We start from the raw sequence: 15,891 nt of genomic DNA on the forward strand, positions 1-15,891 counted from the left end.
GTCGCGAACAGCTGGCGGATCGGCAGGTGGCGGCGCTTGAGGTTGGCCTGGTGCTCGACCAGGCGGCTCTCGTCGGGGTACTCGTCGCGCGCCCGCGTGATGTGCTCGGCCACGGCGCGCAGCACCCGGGTCGCGGTGGCGTCGATGTGCCGCCGGTCGGCGTCGCGGAACTCGGCGACCGTCCGCCCGTGCAGCGGCCCGTCGAAGGCGCCGATGCGCGGGTCGGTGAAGTTGAGGTGCTGCAGGATCGAGGCGTGCCAGCAGGCGTCGAAGACCGCGCCGGCGAGGTCGGCGTCGGGCCGCCGGGCGGCCAGGTCGGCCACCAGCGGGTCGAGGCCGAGCCGGGCGAACGCGGCCGCGTGCTCGTTGAGCCGCGGCACCCGGCGCAGCGTGCGCTCGTCGGCGGCCAGCGCGGCGACGGCCCGGCCGAGCTCGGTCAGCCCCGGCGGCAGCCGCGGCACGAACCGCGCGAGCTGCCCGACGGCCTGGTCGAGCTGGTCGAAGGCGGCGCGCGCCCGGCCCAGTTCGGCCGGCAGGCGGGGCAACCCGCGGTCGACGGCGGCGCGGGCCCACTGCTCCCGCTGGGCGAGCGCGGCGGTCAGCCCGTTGAACAGCTGCTCGCGGCCGGGCGTGCCGGGGCCGCGCCACAGCTCGGCGGCCTGCTTGCGCATGCGGCGGCGGGTGAGCCAGCCGGCGTCGGTGCCGGGCTGCCCGGCGTGCGCCCGGCGCCACTCCCGGTCGGCGGCCGAGGCGATGTGCATGGAGAGGTCGGTGCGGTACACGTCCTCGCGGAAGTGGGCGAGCGTCGCCGCGACCGCGTCGAGGAGGCCGAACAGCTGCCGCCAGCCGTTGAGGTCGTTCGGCGCCCGCAGCCCGGTGCCGTCGCCGACGTACTTGAGCGCCGGGCGGGCGGCCGGGAGGAGCTGCTCGTTGATCCGCTCGGCCAGGTCGAACGCGGCCTCGGCGTCCTGCGGGCTGTGCACGGCGGCGCCGGCCCAGCCGGACTGCTGCTCGGTCAGCGTGAACCCGCCGAGCGTCGCGTAGTCGCGCAGCTGCTCGCGGACCCGCCGGGCGGCCGGGGCGTCGAGCCCGGCGAGCGACGGCCCGCGCAGCCGGACGGCCGTCATCGGCCACACCACGGACGACAGCGCCATCAGGGCGCTCTGGCTCTGGTACGCGCTGACGCCCCACGGCTCCCGCACCTGGTGCAGGGCCTCGTCGTGGTCGTTGAGCGCGGCCCGCCGGGCGGCCAGCGTCTCGTGCAGCACCGCGAGGTCGGGCTGGGCGATGCGGGCGGCGGAGTCGAACGCGGCCTTGAGGTCGGCCGCGACCTTGCGCCGGGACGTGGTGCCGTCGTGGACGTCCATCACGAGGTTGCCGAGGCCGCGCCGGTTGAGCCGGTCGGTGACGGCGGTGATCGCGGCGCGCTTCTCCGCCACGAACAGCACCCGCTTGCCCCGCGCCACGAGGGAGGCGATGAGGTTGGCGATGGTCTGGCTCTTGCCCGTCCCCGGCGGGCCCTTGATGACGCTGTGCTGCCCCGCCAGGACCGCATTGATGGCATAGTTCTGCGACGAGTCGGCGTCGAGCACCAGGAACTCGTCCTCGGGCGGGATGAGGTCCGGGTCCCGCAGGTCGATCCCGGCGGCGGGCCGCAGCCCGGCCTGCGCGTCCCGGTCACCGGCGATCGCCGCGATGATGTCGTGCCCGATCAGGGCCGGCGCGGCGACCCGCAGGTCGGTGACCATGGGCAGCTTCGCGTAGGAGAAGGTGCCGAGCACGAACCGGGGGCTGACCGCGAAGCCGCGGACCCGGCCGGCCGCCTCCTTGGTGAGCCGCTCGTACAGCGGGAGCGGGTCGAACCCGGCCGAGTAGCTGACGAGCTCCTCCAGCTCGTCGGCGTCGACGCGGACCCCGAAGTCCTCGTCGAGCAGCTGCAGCAGCGTCGGGTTGAGCTCCAGGTCACCCTGCAGGGTGAGGTCGAAGTCGTCCTCGGCCGCCCCGCGGGCCCGCAGCTGCGCCGAGCGCAGCAGCACGGGCGCGGACGGCGCGGCCCCGCTGCCGGGCGCGGCGTGCCAGGTGGCGCTGCCGATGGCCGCGAAGCAGGTCTCGATGCCGCGCTCCTCGGCGAGCTCGCGCGCCTTGTTCCGGATCGTGCGGGCGCGCTTGATCGCGGCCGCGTGCTGCTCCCGGTCGGGGAACAGCTGCCCGAGCGGCAGGGTCCGCCCGCCGAGCAGCGCCTCCACGGCGACGCTGTCGGCCGCCGAGAGATCGAGGGTGCCGGCGCGGAGGTCACGGTAGTAGAGCAGCGTGTTGCGCCCGCCGAGGTCGATCAGCTGCGACCGCCACCGCCGGGCGGCCGCCTGCACGAGCTCCGCCCGGGAGTCGCCGGTCGTGGTGTACTCCACGGCTGGAGGGTAGCGCCATTGCACCCCTTCGTGCATACGCTGAGCCGCTTCGCCGCATACTCGACACCTCCGAGCCCTCATTAGGCTTGAGCCGTGAGCGCGCATCGGCGGTGGCTGGCCGGCGGGTCGGCCCTGCTGGCCGCCGTCGGGGCCGGCGGGCTGGCGATCTCCGTCGCCGGGTCCGAGCCGTTCCGGTACGTCAGCGAGTCCGGCGTCGCCGGGGCGCCCCACGCCGGGCTGTACCGGGTCAGCATGATCCTGCTCGCCGCCTCGATCGCCCTGCTCAGCGTGCCCGCGTGGCGGACCGCCCGGGCCACCGGGCTGCCGGTCGTCGGGCACTGGGCGTTCCTCGGCGGGCTCGCGCTCGCCGCCGCCGCGCCGCTCGCGGCGGTGGCCGGGGCCGTGAGCTGCAGTCCGGGGTGTCCGCTGCCGCCCTACGAGACGCCCACCGCCCGCGACCTCGTCCATGCCGGCGGGGCGATCGGGGCGCTGCTGCTCATCGCGCTGGTGATCCTGATCTACGCGGTCCAGCCCGACCCGAGCGCGCTGCGGCGGGCCGCGCGGCTCGCCGTCGTCCTCGCGTACCCGCCGCTGATCCTGTCGGCGGCCGGGATTGCGTTCGCCGGGCGCGGGCTGTTCACCGGGCTCATGGAGCGGGCCTCGCTCGTCGCCGTCTCGGCGTGGCTGGTCGCCACCGCCGCGCTGCACCTGCGGGGCAAGCCGTGAGCCGGACGGTCGTGGTCACCGGGGGCAGCGCCGGGATCGGGCTGGCCGCGGCGCGGTTGCTCGCCGAGCGCGGTGACCGGGTGATCCTGCTCGGCCGCCACGAGCGGCGGCTCACGGCGGCCAGGGAGTCCGTGGGGGCGGCCGCCGCCATCCGGGCCGACTTCGCCGACCTCGGCGCGGTCCGCCGGGCGGCCGACCGGATCGACGAGCCGGTCGACGTGCTCGTCAACAACGCCGGCGGGCTGTACGGCGGGACCACGGCGATCCGGGTCAACCACCTCGCCGGGTTCCTGCTCGCCCACCTGCTGCTCGACCGCTTCGCCGCAACCGGCCGGATCGTCACGACCGCCTCGCTCGCCGAGGCCTGGGGCGTGCTCGACGTCGACGAGCCGCTGCGCACGACGCGGAGTCGCTGGCTGGCGTACGGCGGGTCGAAGCAGGCCAACCTGCTGTTCACGCGCGAGGCCGCGAGGCGGTGGGCGGGGCGGGGGATCCTGCCCGTGGCATTCTTCCCCGGGCTGGTGCGCAGCCGGTTCGCCGGCACCAGCCCGCTGTTCGTGCTGGGCAAGCCGCTGTACCTGTCCCCGGCCCGAGCCGCGGACACGCTGGTCTGGCTGGCGACGGCACCGCCCGGGGAGTTGGCCCCGGGCGGGTACTACTTCCTGCGGCAGCCCTTCTTCGCCACGCCCCGGTCGACCAGCGCCGACCGGGCGCGCCGGCTGTGGGAGTCCTCGCTACGCGCCGTCGGTGAGGGGGATCTCGCGCCAGAGCGCTGACGGGCCCGGGTTGGCGGTGAAGTCGTAGCGGACGCCGGCCTCGCCGATGGCGACGAGGGCGGCCGACCCGGAGCCGTACTCCAGGCCGTCGATCTCCTTGCGGATCAGCAGCGAGCGCGGCGCGGCGCCGGTGAACTCGCCGCCCGACAGCAGCCCGACCCAGTCGCCCCACGCCTCGGCGGTGGGCAGGCCGGGCTTCGGGTCGGGGGTCGCGGCCGCGCGCAGCGGGGCGAAGTCGTTGACGTCGAGGCCCTGGTTCACGATCACGTGGTCGCCGGGCTCGAGGAGCCGCCGCTCGATCGACGCACCGATCCACGAGATCAGCGCCACCTCGGTGGGTTCGGCCCGGACCAGATGAAACGCGTCGAACGTGCGCAGGACGTCGTCGTCCGGCACCGCGTTCAGCGGCAGCGCGCCGCGGGTCGGCCGGTCGCCCAGCGCCGGCAGCGGCGGGAATCCGTTGAGCAGCGCGTTGACCCCGGGGCGGTGCGGGTCGACGGCGAGCCAGGTGCCACCGCCCGTGCTGTCACGGCCGCCGAAGCGGCCGGGCCAGTGCTCGGCGGGTGGCTCCCAGGGGCGGGCCAGGTACTCGTCGCGGACGGCGGCCAGCAGGACCGGCCATTGGCTGTCGGGGTCGAACCGGAGGAGCACGGTGCACATGGACGAACGTTAAGCCCCGCCGAACGACGGCACTCGGGCGGTCAGCCATTCCGCGAATTCGTCCGCCGGCAGAGGTTTCGAGATGTGGAACCCCTGGACCAGGTTGCACCCCTCCTGCCGCAGGTGGGCGAGGGTCTGCTCGTCCTCGACGCCCTCGGCGACGACCATCAGGTCGAGCGCGTGCCCGAGCTGGACGGCCGAGCGGACCACGGCCCGGTCCCGGTGGTCGACGGCGATCCGCTGCAGGCCCGGTCGCCGTCTCCAGCTTCGGCTGGAACACCACGACCAGGTCGTGGCGCTGGACGGCCTCGCGCCGGTCGGCGACCATCGCCAGGCGGCGCGGGCTGTTGTCACCAGGTTGGCCACTCTTCGCCGCAGCGTTCTTTACAGAACGTGACGCTTCCCACGCCCCCGGGTCGCGGCGACGAAGACCACGCAAGCGGAGAGCCCGGCGCCGCGTGGCGCCGGGCTCTCCGTTTCCGGGGGAGCAGCGTCAGGGAGTCAGGTCGTAGAGCGTGGTGCCGCCGACGGTCTGGGCCGTGTAATTCTCGGCCACCCACTCGGCGATCTCGGCGCTCACGCTGCTGCCGCCGTTGCTCTGGCCGCCGAACGCCGCGCCGCCGATGAAGTAGTGGATTTTGCCCTCCTGCACGTACTGCTGGAACGCCGCCAGTGACGGGGCCGGGTCGCTGCCGTTGAAGCCGCCGATCGCCATCACCGGCTCCTCGGTCGCCAGCTGGTAGCCGCTCGCGTTGTTCGAGCCGACCGCCGCGGCGACCCAGGTGTAGCGGTCGGCGTTGGTCTTGAGCAGGCTTACGAGCTCGGCGCTCGGGGTCGTGGCGTTGAGCAGGCCGCCCATGCCGCCGCCGCCGCGCATGCCGCCGAAGCCGCCGCCCGCCGTCGCGCCGCCGTTCGCGCCGCCTGGAACGCCGCCGGGGAGGCCGCCGTTCGTGCCGCCGAAGCCGCCGTTGAAGCCTCCGCCGCCCGGGAAGCCGCCGGGGAAGCCGCCTCGCATGCCGCCGAAGCCGCCCGCCACGGCCGGGCCCGCCGTCACGATCGAGCCGGTGTGCGGGGTGGCGACCGTGTTCAGGGTGTACGCGACCGGGCCGCCCAGCAGCGCGAACAGCGCGGCCGCCGCGGTGGCCAGGCCCAGCCGGCGGCCGAGCTGCTCGCTGAGCATGATGCCGACCGCGCCGAGCAGGCCCGTCACCAGGACCGCGACGCGCAGCCAGGGGTGGAAGTCGGCGCTGCGGTTGAGCAGGACGAACGACCAGACCGCGGTGATGACGACCGCGCCGGCGAGGGTCAGCAGGGCGAAGAGGTCGGCGCGGCGGCGCCAGAGCGTCGCGGTACCCATGCCGATCAGGGCGCCGATCGCGGGAGCCAGGGCGACCGTGTAGTAGTCGTGGTAGATGCCCTGCATGGAGCTGAAGACGACCGTGGTGGTGACCAGCCAGCCGCCCCAGAGGACGTACGCGGCCCGCCGGCTCGACCAGACCAGGCCCGCGACCAGGAAGATCAGCGCCGCCGGGAGCAGCCACGACGCCTGCCCGCCGGCCTGGCCGTCGAAGAGCCGCGACCAGCCCGTCTCGCCCCAGCCGCCACCCTGGCCGCCGCCCACGCTGCCGGTCTCGTTGCCCGTCAGCCGGCCGAAGCCGTTGTACCCCAGCGTCAGCTCGAGGATCGAGTTGTCCTGCGAGCCGCCGATGAACGGCCGCCAGGACGCCGGCGTCAGCTCGACGATCGCGACCCACCAACCGGCCGACACGACCAGCGCCGCGCCCGCGATGAGCAGCTGGACCAGCCGGCGGCCCCAGCCGGTGGGCGCGAACAGCAGGTACGCGAGGGCGAAGGCGGGCACCACGAGCAGCGCCTGCAGCATCTTGGTGAGGAAGCCGAGGCCGACGGCGGACGCGGCGAACACCAGCCACCAGGTGCCGGCCCGCTCCAGCGCGCGCACCATCCCGTACACGCCGGCGACCAGCAGCAGCATGAGCAGCGCATCGGGGTTGTTGAACCGGAACATCAGCGCGGCGATCGGGGTCGTCGCCAGTACCGCTCCGGCCAGCAGACCCGCCACGGGCCCGTGCCAGCGGCGGACGGTCAGGTAGAGCAGCCAGACGGTCGCCACGCCGATGAGCGCCTGCGGGGCCAGGATGCTCCACGAGCTGAGCCCGAAGATCCGCACGGCCAGCCCGGTGACCCACAGGGCGGCCGGGGTCTTGTCGACGGTGATGAAGTTCGACGCGTCGGAGGAGCCGAAGAACCACGCCTTCCAGCTCTCGCCGCCGGCCTGGGCGGCCGCCGCGTAGAAGGCGTTGCCCCAGCCGGAGGCGGAGAGGTTCCAGAGGTACAGGACGCCGGTCGCGAGCAGCAGCAGCGCGAGCGCGGGGCGGACCCAGACCGGGTCGGCGGGCTTGCCGGCGGGCGGGCGGTCCGTGGGCACCGCGGCCGGAGGGGTCAGCGTGGTCGTCATGCTGCCTACGGTGCGGGCCGACCCTGTCCGGACCTTGCGGACGGGCTGTGTGCCGGCTGGGAACGCTTATTGCAGGTCGAACAGCATGCAGGTCGACGTGGCGTGGGCCACGAGCGAGCCGCGCGCGTCGGTGATCTGCGACTGGGCGAGGGCGGTGCGGCGCCCCTTCGAGATCACCGTGCCCTCGCACGTGAGCAGCCCGGACGCGATGGCCGCCGGCCGCAGGAACTTGGTCGTGAGATCGAGGGAGGTGTACCCCACGCCGGCCGGCAGCGTGGAGTGCACCGCGCAGGCGGCGGCGGTGTCCAGGAGCGTCGCCAGCACGCCGCCGTGCACGCTGCCGAGGGGGTTGTAGTGGTACTCCTGCGGCTCCAGCGTCACCACGACCCGCCCGTGCTCGGCCTCCAGCCGCCCCGACCCGAGCAGGTGCATGATCGGCGGCGCGGCCAGCTCGCCGCGCCCCATGGCCTGCAGCAGTTCCAGTCCGCTCCGCCGGCCCAGCTCGGCCGCGTTGAGCATAGGATCGGACCACTCGAAGGTACGGCTGCGAACCCCAGGCTGAGTCTGCGTCATAGACGCAGGGTCCCGGCGAGTGCTGGATCTGTCAACCAGACCCAGCCGCGGGATAGCCTGGAAAAATGAGACCTGCGGCACTCGATTGGTCGGTCGACAACTGCACGATAGGCCGGGCGATGGCCATTCTGGGCGAACGCTGGACGATCGTGGTGCTGCGCGAGGTCTTCAACGGCATCTTCCGCTTCGACGACATGCGCGAGCGGACGAGCATCCCCCGCCAGGTCCTGACGAACCGCCTCAACCTCCTGGTCGACAACGGCGTCCTGCGCAGGGTGCCGTACCGGGAACCGGGCTCGCGGGCCCGCGACGAGTACCGGTTGACGGAGAAGGGCTTCGATCTGTATCCGCTGCTGGTGGCCGTGCGCGAGTGGGGCGACCGGTACCTGGCCGATCCGGGCGGGCCGCCGCTGGAGACGGTCCACCGCGGCTGCGGCGGCACGGTGCACGCCGTGCTGGTGTGTGATCAGGGCCACTCGGACGTATCGCCCCGCGACGTACTCCCCCAGCCCGGCCCGGGCGCCCGCCGCCGCACTCCGGCCGCCTGACGCCACGCTCCCGCCCGCGCCGTTCCCGCCCGCGCCGCCGGGGCCCGCTCCGCCCGACCCGTGCGGCGTTTCGAAGACGTTGGTCGATCCACCCTCGCGAACGGTGATCGACACGAGGGTGGATCGACCAACGTCTGGCCGGACCCATCGCGCACCCGCAAGGCGGTCGAACGCATCGACCAACGTCTTCGGAAGCGCAGCGCGACCAGGACGAACGGCGGCCGCCAGGGCAGCGGCGCGCAGCAGTTCACAGGGTGGGCACAGGTTCGGCACAAGGTCCCGGAAGGTCGGCCGCCGACCTTTGACGCCATGAGCACAGAAACCCTCACGCGGCCCGCGGCTGCCGGCGCGAGCCGGACCGCCGTCGTCCTCGACGTCGTCGTTCCCGTCCACAACGAGGAGCGCGACCTCGGGCCGTGCGTCGAGCGGCTGCATGCCCACCTGAGCGAGAGCTTCCCGTACCCCTTTCGGATCACCGTTGCCGACAACGCCAGCACGGACGGGACGCTCCAGGTCGCCGCCGAACTCAAGCGCACGCTCCCCGGTGTCGAGGTGCTGCACCTCGGCGAGAAGGGGCGGGGACGAGCGCTCAAGCGGGCCTGGACCGAGTCGGACGCACCCGTGCTCGCATACATGGACGTCGATCTCAGCACCGACCTCAACGCCCTGCTGCCGCTGGTCGCCCCATTGTTGAGCGGGCACTCCGACGTGTCCATCGGGACCCGGCTCGCCCGCAGCTCGCGGGTCGTCCGCGGGCCCAAGCGGCAGTTCATCTCGCGCAGCTACAACCTGCTGCTGCGCGGCACGTTGCGGGTCGGGTTCTCCGACGCGCAGTGCGGGTTCAAGGCCATCCGCAAGGACGTCGCCGAGCAGCTCCTGCCGCTCGTCGAGGACACCGGGTGGTTCTTCGACACCGAGGTCCTCGTGCTCGCCCAGCGGGCCGGCCTGCGCATCCACGAGGTGCCGGTGGACTGGGTCGACGACCCCGACAGCCGGGTCGACATCGTCGCCACCGCGGTCGCCGACCTCAGAGGTATCGCCCGGCTCGGGCGCGGGCTGCTCAACGGGACGCTGCCGCTGCAGGCGCTGCGCACCAGGTTCGGGCGGGAGCCGCTCGTCGCCGCCGGGGTGCCGGCCGGGATGCCGCGGCAGCTCGTGCGGTTCGCCGCCGTCGGGGTCGCGTCCACGATCGCCTACCTGCTGCTCTACGCCCTCGCCCGGCCCGCGATCGGCGCCCAGGCGGCCAACTTCGTCGCGCTGCTCGCCACCGCGATCGGCAACACCGCGCTCAACCGGCGGCTCACGTTCGCCGTGCGGGGCGCCGACCAGGCGGTCAAGCACCAGGTGCAGGGGCTGCTGCTCTTCCTGCTCGGGCTCGCCGTGACCTCGGGGTCGCTGGCCGCGCTGAACGCCGTCGCGCCGGGTCGCGGGCACGCCGTGGAGCTGGCGGTACTGGTGGCAGCCAATCTCGCCGCGACGGTCCTGCGATTCGTGCTGATGCGGGTGTGGGTCTTCCGCCAGTACGATAGCGTCAAAAGCGGTGAAAGCGGGATTTCTTCATGAACTGCGCGACGGCGTCACGCCGCGCGCCGGTGGGCTGGTCCTCGCCGTGCTCGCCCTCCAGCTCGGCTTCGTCGCCAGCTACATCGGGGCCTTCCACGAGCCGACCCCGCACCGCATCCCCGTTGCCGTCACCGCCCCGGCGCCGGCCCTGAGCGGCCTGGTCACCCAGCTCAACGAGCTGCCCGGCGTGCCGCTCGACGCGCGGGCCGTGCCGACCGAGGAGTCGGCGCGGCGGATGATCGACCGCCGCGAGGTCTACGGGGCGTTCGTCGTCTCGGCCGACGACGCGACCGACCGGCTGATCATCGCCAGCGGCGCGGGTGCCAGCGTCGGGCAGGCGCTGGTCCAGATCTTCACGCCGATCGAGGACCAGCAGGAGCGGGCGTTCACGACCGAGGACACGAAGCCGGCCCTGCTCGGCGACGCCCGCGGGCTCTGCGGGTTCTACCTCGCGCTCGGCTGGATGGTCGGCGGCTACCTGGTCGCCGTCGCGCTGGGGGCCAGCAAGGGGGCGCGGCCGGCCAACCCGCACCGGGCGGCGATCCGGCTGGGGGCGCTCCTACTGTACAGCGTGCTCTCCGGCCTCGGCGGCGCACTCATCGCCGGCAGCCTGTTCGGCGCGGTCGGTGACCACCTGGCCCAGCTGTGGTGGTTCGGCGCCCTGCTGGTGTTCGCCGCCGGCAGCTTCGCGATGGCGCTGCAGGCCGCGTTCGGCTTCGTCGGCACCGGGCTCGCGGTCCTGCTGTTCGTCGTGCTGGGCAACCCGAGCGCGGGCGGCGCGTACCCGGCGCCGCTGCTGCCGCCCTTCTGGCGGGCGATCGGGCCGTGGCTGCCGCCGGGGCTCGGCACCGACGCGATCCGCGGCATCGTGTACTTCGACGGCGTCGGCGTCGGCCGCTCGGCGCTGGTGCTCGGCGGCTACGCGCTGGTGGGCGTCGCCGCGACGCTGGTGGTGGCCCGGATCGCCCAGCCGCAGCGGGTCGTCATCCCGCCCAGCCGAAGTCTGGTGCCCGTCGCCCGCTGAACGCGGCGATCCCCTCGGCCAGCTCCTTCTCGTCCTGCGCGGGTGCCGCGCGCCCGGCCAGGACCGCCTTCGCGGCGTGGACGGTCAGCTGCGAGCGCCGAGCGATGGTCGCGGCGACCTCGTCGGCATCCCGGAGCCCGTCGATCAGGCCGAACGCGAGGGCCGTCGGCGCGTCGATCAGCTCCGCGGTGTAGAGCAGCAGCTTGGCCCGCGCCGGCCCGACCAGGGCGGCCAGCCGGCGGGTGGTCGACGGCGGGTAGACGATGCCGAGCTTGGCCGGCGTCACCCCGAACCGGCTGTCGGCGGTCGCGAACCGCAGGTCGCAGGCGACCGCGAGCTGGCAGCCGCCGCCCACGCAGAAGCCCTCGATCTTGGCGATCGCCGGCTTCGGGAAGTCGGCGAGCGCGAGCTCGGCCCGCGCGGCCAGGCTGTCGTCGCCGTCCCGGGCGATCAGGGCCGCCTCGGTGATGTCGGCGCCGGCGCAGAACGTGCCGCCCGCCCCGGCGAGGACCACGACCTTCACCGAAGGGTCGTCGCGCAGGCCGTCGAGCAGCGGCGGCAGGGCCCGCCACATGTCGGCGGTCATCGCGTTGCGCTTGGCCGGGTTGGTGATCACGATCGTGGCCACCGGGCCCGCCTGTTCGAGGACCAGGCTCACCATTCGTGGACGGGGACGTTCGAGTGCATCCTCGGAAGGTACTCCTGCAGCAGCTTGCGCATCGTGTCGTCCCGGCCCACCGGGCCCGCGCCCTCGATCGCGTGGACGGTCTCGACCTGCCAGGCGGCGCCGTTGCGGTGGGCCAGGCAGCGCTGCTCGATGATGCCGAGCAGCCGGTCGCGGTGCGCCGGGGCGACGCCCCAGCCGTCCAGCCCCTCGTGGGCGAGCGGCAGCAGCCGGCGCAGCACCAGCTCGGTCACCGGCACCGAGCCGAGGCCGGGCCAGAACAGCACGGCGTCGATGCCGTGCCGGGCGGCCGTGTGGAAGTTCTCCTCGGCGACCCCGTACGACATCTGCGTCCAGACCGGCCGGTCCTGCTCGGCGAGGCGGTGGACGAGCCCGAAGTAGAAGGCGGCGTTGGCCATGCTGTCGACGACCGTCGGGCCGGCCGGCAGGACCCGGTTCTCCACGCGCACGTGCGGGCGCCCGTCGACCACGTCGTAGATGGGCCGGTTCCACCGGTAGACGGTGCCGTTGTGCAGCCGCAGCTCGCCGAGCCGCGGCACCTCGCCCGCGTCCAGGGCGGCGATCGGGTCCTCGTCCTCGCAGATCGGCAGGAGGGCGGGGAAGTACCGCACGTTCTCCTCGAACAGGTCGAAGATGCTGGTGATCCAGCGCTCGCCGAACCAGACCCGCGGCCGGACGCCCTGCGACTTCAGCTCCTCGGCGCGGGTGTCGGTGGCCTGCTCGAACAGCGGGATGCGGGTCTCCCGCCACAGCTCCCGGCCGAACAGGAAGGGCGCGTTGGCGCCGAGCGCGACCTGCGCGGCGGCGACGGCCTGGGCCGCGTTCCAGTGCGCCGCGAACTGCTGCGGCGCCACCTGCAGATGGAACTGCACCGAGGTGCAGGCGGCCTCGGGCGCGATGGAGTCACACCGCACGTGCAGTCGCTCGACCCCGTCGATGGCGATGAGCAGGTCCTCGCCGCGCGCCGTGAAGATCTGTTCGTTCAGCAGCGCGTACCGCGGGTTGGCGCTCAGCACGTCGGGCGTGAGCTGGTCGCGACGCAGGGTCGGCAGGATCCCGATCATCGCCAGCCGGGTGTCCACGCTCGCGGCGTGCTCCTCGGCGGCGTTGAGGCTCTCCCGCACCTGGGCCTCGAACCTGGCCAGGCCGTCCTGCTGGAGCTGCTGCGGCGGCACGTTGATCTCGATGTTGAACTGCCCCAGCTCGGTCACGAACGCCGGGTCGGCCAGCGCGTCGAGCACCCGCTGGTTGCGCAGCGCCGGGTCGTAGTCCTCGTCGACGAGGTTCAGCTCGATCTCCAGGCCGCTCATCCCGCGCCCGTCCTCGAACGGGGAGTCGGCGAGCATCCGCGCGAAGGCGTCGAGACATTGGCGCACCTTGTCCCGGTACCGCATGCGGTCCTCGCGGCTGAACTCGCGCGTCTCGACGTCCTTGCCCATGGGATGCCACCTCCACACGGTGCCGTCCACATGGCATACCACGCCGGGGGCGTTTTTACTCCCACCGTTCCGTGAGCACCTGCTCAGCTGACGTGTGGCTGCAGCCCCAGGTGCCGCAGCGCGGCCTCGGCGGTCGGCTTGTGCGGCAGCCGCCCCACGTACCGCTGCCAGGCCCGGCGGTCGTCGGCCCAGGCCTGGAGGTAGTCGACACACAGCTCGGGACTGATCCGCAGGCTGCGCCCGAGCGCGCCCTTGAGCGCGACGACCATCCGCTCCCGCTCGTTCTCGCTGGCGACCGCCGCCCGCGGGATGTTGTCCAGCACGTGCTGGATGAAGTCCCGGCGGATCTGCAGGTAGGTCTTCCAGTAGGGGATGTCGGCCGCCTCGATGTCCTTGTCGTCGTCGAGCAGGGCGTAGACGCCCTCGGCGAGCGTGTCGCCAAGCTCCTCCCCGCGGGCCCGGTCGGCGTTGCGGAACGGGTCGTACTCCTTCTGGTCGACCTTGCCGACCATCGCCACCGGGTCGAGCCGGCGGCCGTTGAGCAGGAAGAACCAGTCCTCGTTGTAGATGCTCGGGAAGAACGACCGGGCCGCGCGCACCTGCACGACCAGGGCGCCGCCGCCGATGAACGTGCCCTGGGGGCCGCCGACCTTGCGGTACGCGTGGCAGACCACCGAGTTGTCCGGGAAGCCGTAGTTGAGCAGGCCGACCGCGGTGTGGGTCTCGGCCAGGGCGGCGGCGTCCTGGATGTCCCGGGCGTTCTCGACCCGGATGTCGTCGTCGAGGAACAGCACGAACCGCCAGCCCACCATCCGGGCCAGGGCGAGGCCGACGTTGCGCTTCAGGCTGGTGTCGGTCTTGCGGTCGAACAGGCCCCGCTCGGCGTCCCGCAGCAGCCCCGAGGTGTGGAAGTCGGGCAGGCGCGGCGCCTCCGAGCCGCCGACGTCGACGGCCACGGCCCGCACCCCGAACTCGTCCGCGAGCTCGCAGGAGCGCACCGCGTCGGCCCACCCGCTGCACAGCACGACGAGCTGGCTGTTGAGCTCCTTGGCCAGCTTCGCGGCGTCGCGCAGGTACGAGTACGGCCGGGCGGTCGGCACGATGACCGCGTTGACCCCGGCCGATCGGGTCGACCGGCTCCGGACCGTGCTCAGGAGCCGGGTGTGCGACCCGTGGTGCCGGCCGGTCGGGTGTCTGCCGGTCGTCACTCCCCCGACCCTGGCCATTCGTGCAGCCTGGTCTCGGGGACAGTCCAATCTGGCGTCAAGACTTCCCCTCTGACGATCTGGACCGACGTGAGGATGCTGAACGTATCGCGGTCCGCGAACCGGCTTGCGAGGTACCCACCGTTGCGGTCCCTGAACCTCTCATCGGTCAACGACCGGACGGCGCCGTAGGTCCCGCGGCCGAACATGCCGTTGAAGATCGTCACGGTGCGGAGCCGGTTGTACGGGTTGGGCGCCCGGTAGAAGTGCGCGACGTCCTCGACGAGCTCGCTGCCGATGAGCCGCGGCGCGAAGGTGACCGTGTCGCCGTCGTGCCGCACCTGGAACGCGGCGGCGGTCTCGTCGTCACCCAGGCGGCCGACCTGGGTCACCGGCACGTCCAGCCGGTCGAGCAGGCTGCGGGTCAGGAAGTTCCAGTCGACGCCGCCCAGCAGGACGAGGTGCGTGGTGAGGTCGTCGCCGGTCAGGCTGTCGTCGGCCCGGATCACCACCTGGCTCAGCGGGTTGGCCGCCCGGATGTGCCCCTGCAGCTCGAGCAGGGTGTCGAGGTCGGCCAGCGTGTATGCCTCGGTGTAGTCCGGCTCGCTCGGGTCGGTGTAGGGCATGCCCTTGCGCATGTCGCGCGGCAGCCGCGCGCAGACGATGGTGACCGGCCGGCCGTCGGCGAAGTACAGCGGGCCGCTGTGCAGCCGACGCAGCTCCTCCGACACCGGCCCGGCCGCCTGGGCTGTGCCGTGGTTGCCGTTGGCGGCGTCGCGCAGCGCGAGCAGCTCCTCCTCCAGCTCCCGCCGGCGCGCCCGCTCGTCGGCGTCGAGCTCGTCCTCGTCGAGCATCCGCACCCGACCATTCGACACCGAACGATCCGTGCAGAACAAGCGCGCGTAGGCGTTGATGCGAATGGCCGGCGGGAGGTCCGGCTTGCCGGCCGTCTCCCACGACGAGATGAGCGGCGGGCTCACCCCGAGCGCTTTCGCCAATTGACTCTGGGTCAGCGCTCCGTCGATGCGCAGCGACTTCAGCCGATGCGCCAAAAGAGCTTTCGATTCCTCCGGGGACGACACGGTGAATTCCTTCGGTACGAGGCCTACTTCAGGAGTCGACTGAACAATGCTGACGACAGCAGCCGAGAGCCGAAGCGCGACAATCACGGCGGATGCCTGGTCAGGATGGTCTTCGCCAGAACTGAACGATCGTAAAGTGTGCGGCGTCGATGCGTTGCTTCAGCAAGTGCTGAAGCCTAACCTGACTTGTACCGAAGGCTCGATCGCCACGTCGGACAGTTTCAGCCACTGCCTGACGTTACCTGAAGACGGAGGTGAGTGTAGCAAGCGGACACCACAAAAGCCACCGGCTGTCGACGGTTCGACACCGCACTGATGCCTGCTGAATTGCGTGGGCACGGGCCGATTCACGCTGCCCGAAGAACAAGCAGTGCCCCGAGATGCGACCTCGAAGCACTGCGGCAATGATCCCGACCGCTGCAAGGGACCGGACCATGCTGTCTTCAACATTAACCGCGCCGGACGCCGCCGGAAACCCCGTCCTGGGTTCGCCGACCGTCATCACCATCGTCATCGTGCTGGTCGTGGCACTGCTGCTGCGCCGCTCCCTCCGCGTGCTGGCCAGGACGTTCGCCGACGTCATGGGCATGGTGAAGGTCATGGCGAACCTGGCCATGACCGCCCTGCTCCTGGTCGGCGTGCTGGGCCTGATCGCCGTCTGGGCGTTCGTCTCCGCAACCGGCGCCTGAGGGCGCCCCGATGACACCGCACGCCGGACCGGTGGAG

Annotated in this window: 15 protein-coding genes; 6 read left to right on the top strand and 9 right to left on the bottom strand. The window is 72.8% G+C overall.

What is annotated here, in order from left to right; all coding sequences use genetic code 11:
• On the bottom strand, positions 1-2,408 hold a 2,408-nt coding region (locus IEZ31_RS07195; protein WP_190248968.1), incomplete at its 3' end, for a DUF4011 domain-containing protein.
• A gap of 93 nt (positions 2,409-2,501) precedes the next feature.
• Here IEZ31_RS07195 and IEZ31_RS07200 point away from each other — a divergent pair.
• Positions 2,502-3,134, top strand: a complete 633-nt coding sequence (locus tag IEZ31_RS07200; protein ID WP_190248969.1) for a DUF998 domain-containing protein — start codon at positions 2,502-2,504, stop codon at positions 3,132-3,134.
• Positions 3,131-3,910, top strand: a complete 780-nt coding sequence (locus IEZ31_RS07205; protein WP_190248970.1) for an SDR family NAD(P)-dependent oxidoreductase — start codon at positions 3,131-3,133, stop codon at positions 3,908-3,910. Before IEZ31_RS07200 ends, IEZ31_RS07205 begins: the two co-directional genes overlap by 4 nt.
• On the opposite strand, the gene IEZ31_RS07210 is transcribed toward IEZ31_RS07205, so the two are convergent.
• From IEZ31_RS07210 to IEZ31_RS07225, 4 genes are all read right to left on the bottom strand, one after another.
• Positions 3,869-4,570, bottom strand: coding sequence for an NRDE family protein (locus IEZ31_RS07210; RefSeq protein WP_190248971.1), 702 nt, complete (start codon positions 4,568-4,570; stop codon positions 3,869-3,871). The two genes, IEZ31_RS07205 and IEZ31_RS07210, sit on opposite strands and share 42 nt — an antisense overlap.
• Positions 4,571-4,579: 9 nt before the next feature.
• Positions 4,580-4,924, bottom strand: a complete 345-nt coding sequence (locus IEZ31_RS07215; protein ID WP_190248972.1) for an EAL domain-containing protein — start codon at positions 4,922-4,924, stop codon at positions 4,580-4,582.
• A 139-nt stretch (positions 4,925-5,063) separates the two neighbouring features.
• Positions 5,064-7,046: a glycosyltransferase family 39 protein gene (locus tag IEZ31_RS07220; protein ID WP_190248973.1), complete on the bottom strand. Its 1,983-nt coding sequence runs from the start codon at positions 7,044-7,046 to the stop codon at positions 5,064-5,066.
• Positions 7,047-7,112: 66 nt separating this feature from the next.
• Positions 7,113-7,619: a PaaI family thioesterase gene (locus tag IEZ31_RS07225; protein ID WP_190248974.1), complete on the bottom strand. Its 507-nt coding sequence runs from the start codon at positions 7,617-7,619 to the stop codon at positions 7,113-7,115.
• Between the two features lie 65 nt (positions 7,620-7,684).
• Between IEZ31_RS07225 and IEZ31_RS07230 the strand changes: the two genes are divergently transcribed.
• From IEZ31_RS07230 to IEZ31_RS07240, 3 genes are all read left to right on the top strand, one after another.
• Entirely contained in the window at positions 7,685-8,167 is a 483-nt protein-coding gene (locus IEZ31_RS07230; RefSeq protein WP_190248975.1) for a winged helix-turn-helix transcriptional regulator, read from the top strand.
• Positions 8,168-8,476: 309 nt separating this feature from the next.
• Positions 8,477-9,730 (top strand): bifunctional glycosyltransferase family 2/GtrA family protein, encoded by a 1,254-nt coding sequence (locus IEZ31_RS07235; protein ID WP_190248976.1) that lies wholly within the window; start codon positions 8,477-8,479, stop codon positions 9,728-9,730.
• Complete coding sequence (locus tag IEZ31_RS07240) at positions 9,708-10,754, top strand: ABC-2 transporter permease (RefSeq protein ID WP_190248977.1); 1,047 nt, start codon at positions 9,708-9,710, stop codon at positions 10,752-10,754. Before IEZ31_RS07235 ends, IEZ31_RS07240 begins: the two co-directional genes overlap by 23 nt.
• Here IEZ31_RS07240 and IEZ31_RS07245 read toward each other — a convergent pair.
• The 4 genes from IEZ31_RS07245 to IEZ31_RS07260 all read right to left on the bottom strand — a co-directional run bounded on the left by IEZ31_RS07245 (position 10,714) and on the right by IEZ31_RS07260 (position 15,135).
• Entirely contained in the window at positions 10,714-11,415 is a 702-nt protein-coding gene (locus IEZ31_RS07245; protein WP_190248978.1) for an enoyl-CoA hydratase/isomerase family protein, read from the bottom strand. The genes IEZ31_RS07240 and IEZ31_RS07245 overlap by 41 nt on opposite strands.
• Positions 11,409-12,878 carry a glutamate-cysteine ligase family protein gene (locus IEZ31_RS07250; protein WP_190248979.1) on the bottom strand — a complete coding sequence of 490 codons (1,470 nt, stop codon included), beginning with the start codon at positions 12,876-12,878 and terminating at the stop codon, positions 11,409-11,411. Before IEZ31_RS07250 ends, IEZ31_RS07245 begins: the two co-directional genes overlap by 7 nt.
• A gap of 83 nt (positions 12,879-12,961) precedes the next feature.
• The gene (locus tag IEZ31_RS07255) at positions 12,962-14,086 is read right to left on the bottom strand and encodes a hypothetical protein (protein ID WP_190248980.1); all 1,125 of its coding nucleotides are present in this window, start codon (positions 14,084-14,086) and stop codon (positions 12,962-12,964) included.
• Positions 14,083-15,135 (bottom strand): helix-turn-helix transcriptional regulator, encoded by a 1,053-nt coding sequence (locus IEZ31_RS07260; RefSeq protein ID WP_229834396.1) that lies wholly within the window; start codon positions 15,133-15,135, stop codon positions 14,083-14,085. The genes IEZ31_RS07255 and IEZ31_RS07260 overlap by 4 nt, the downstream gene beginning before the upstream one ends.
• 464 nt (positions 15,136-15,599) lie before the next feature.
• Here IEZ31_RS07260 and IEZ31_RS07265 point away from each other — a divergent pair, with 464 nt between their 5' ends.
• Positions 15,600-15,854 (top strand): hypothetical protein, encoded by a 255-nt coding sequence (locus IEZ31_RS07265; RefSeq protein ID WP_190248982.1) that lies wholly within the window; start codon positions 15,600-15,602, stop codon positions 15,852-15,854.
• Positions 15,855-15,891: the final 37 nt, after the last annotated feature.

Origin of the sequence: Dactylosporangium sucinum, from assembly GCF_014647515.1 — a bacterium.
Taxonomy (GTDB): domain Bacteria; phylum Actinomycetota; class Actinomycetes; order Mycobacteriales; family Micromonosporaceae; genus Dactylosporangium; species Dactylosporangium sucinum.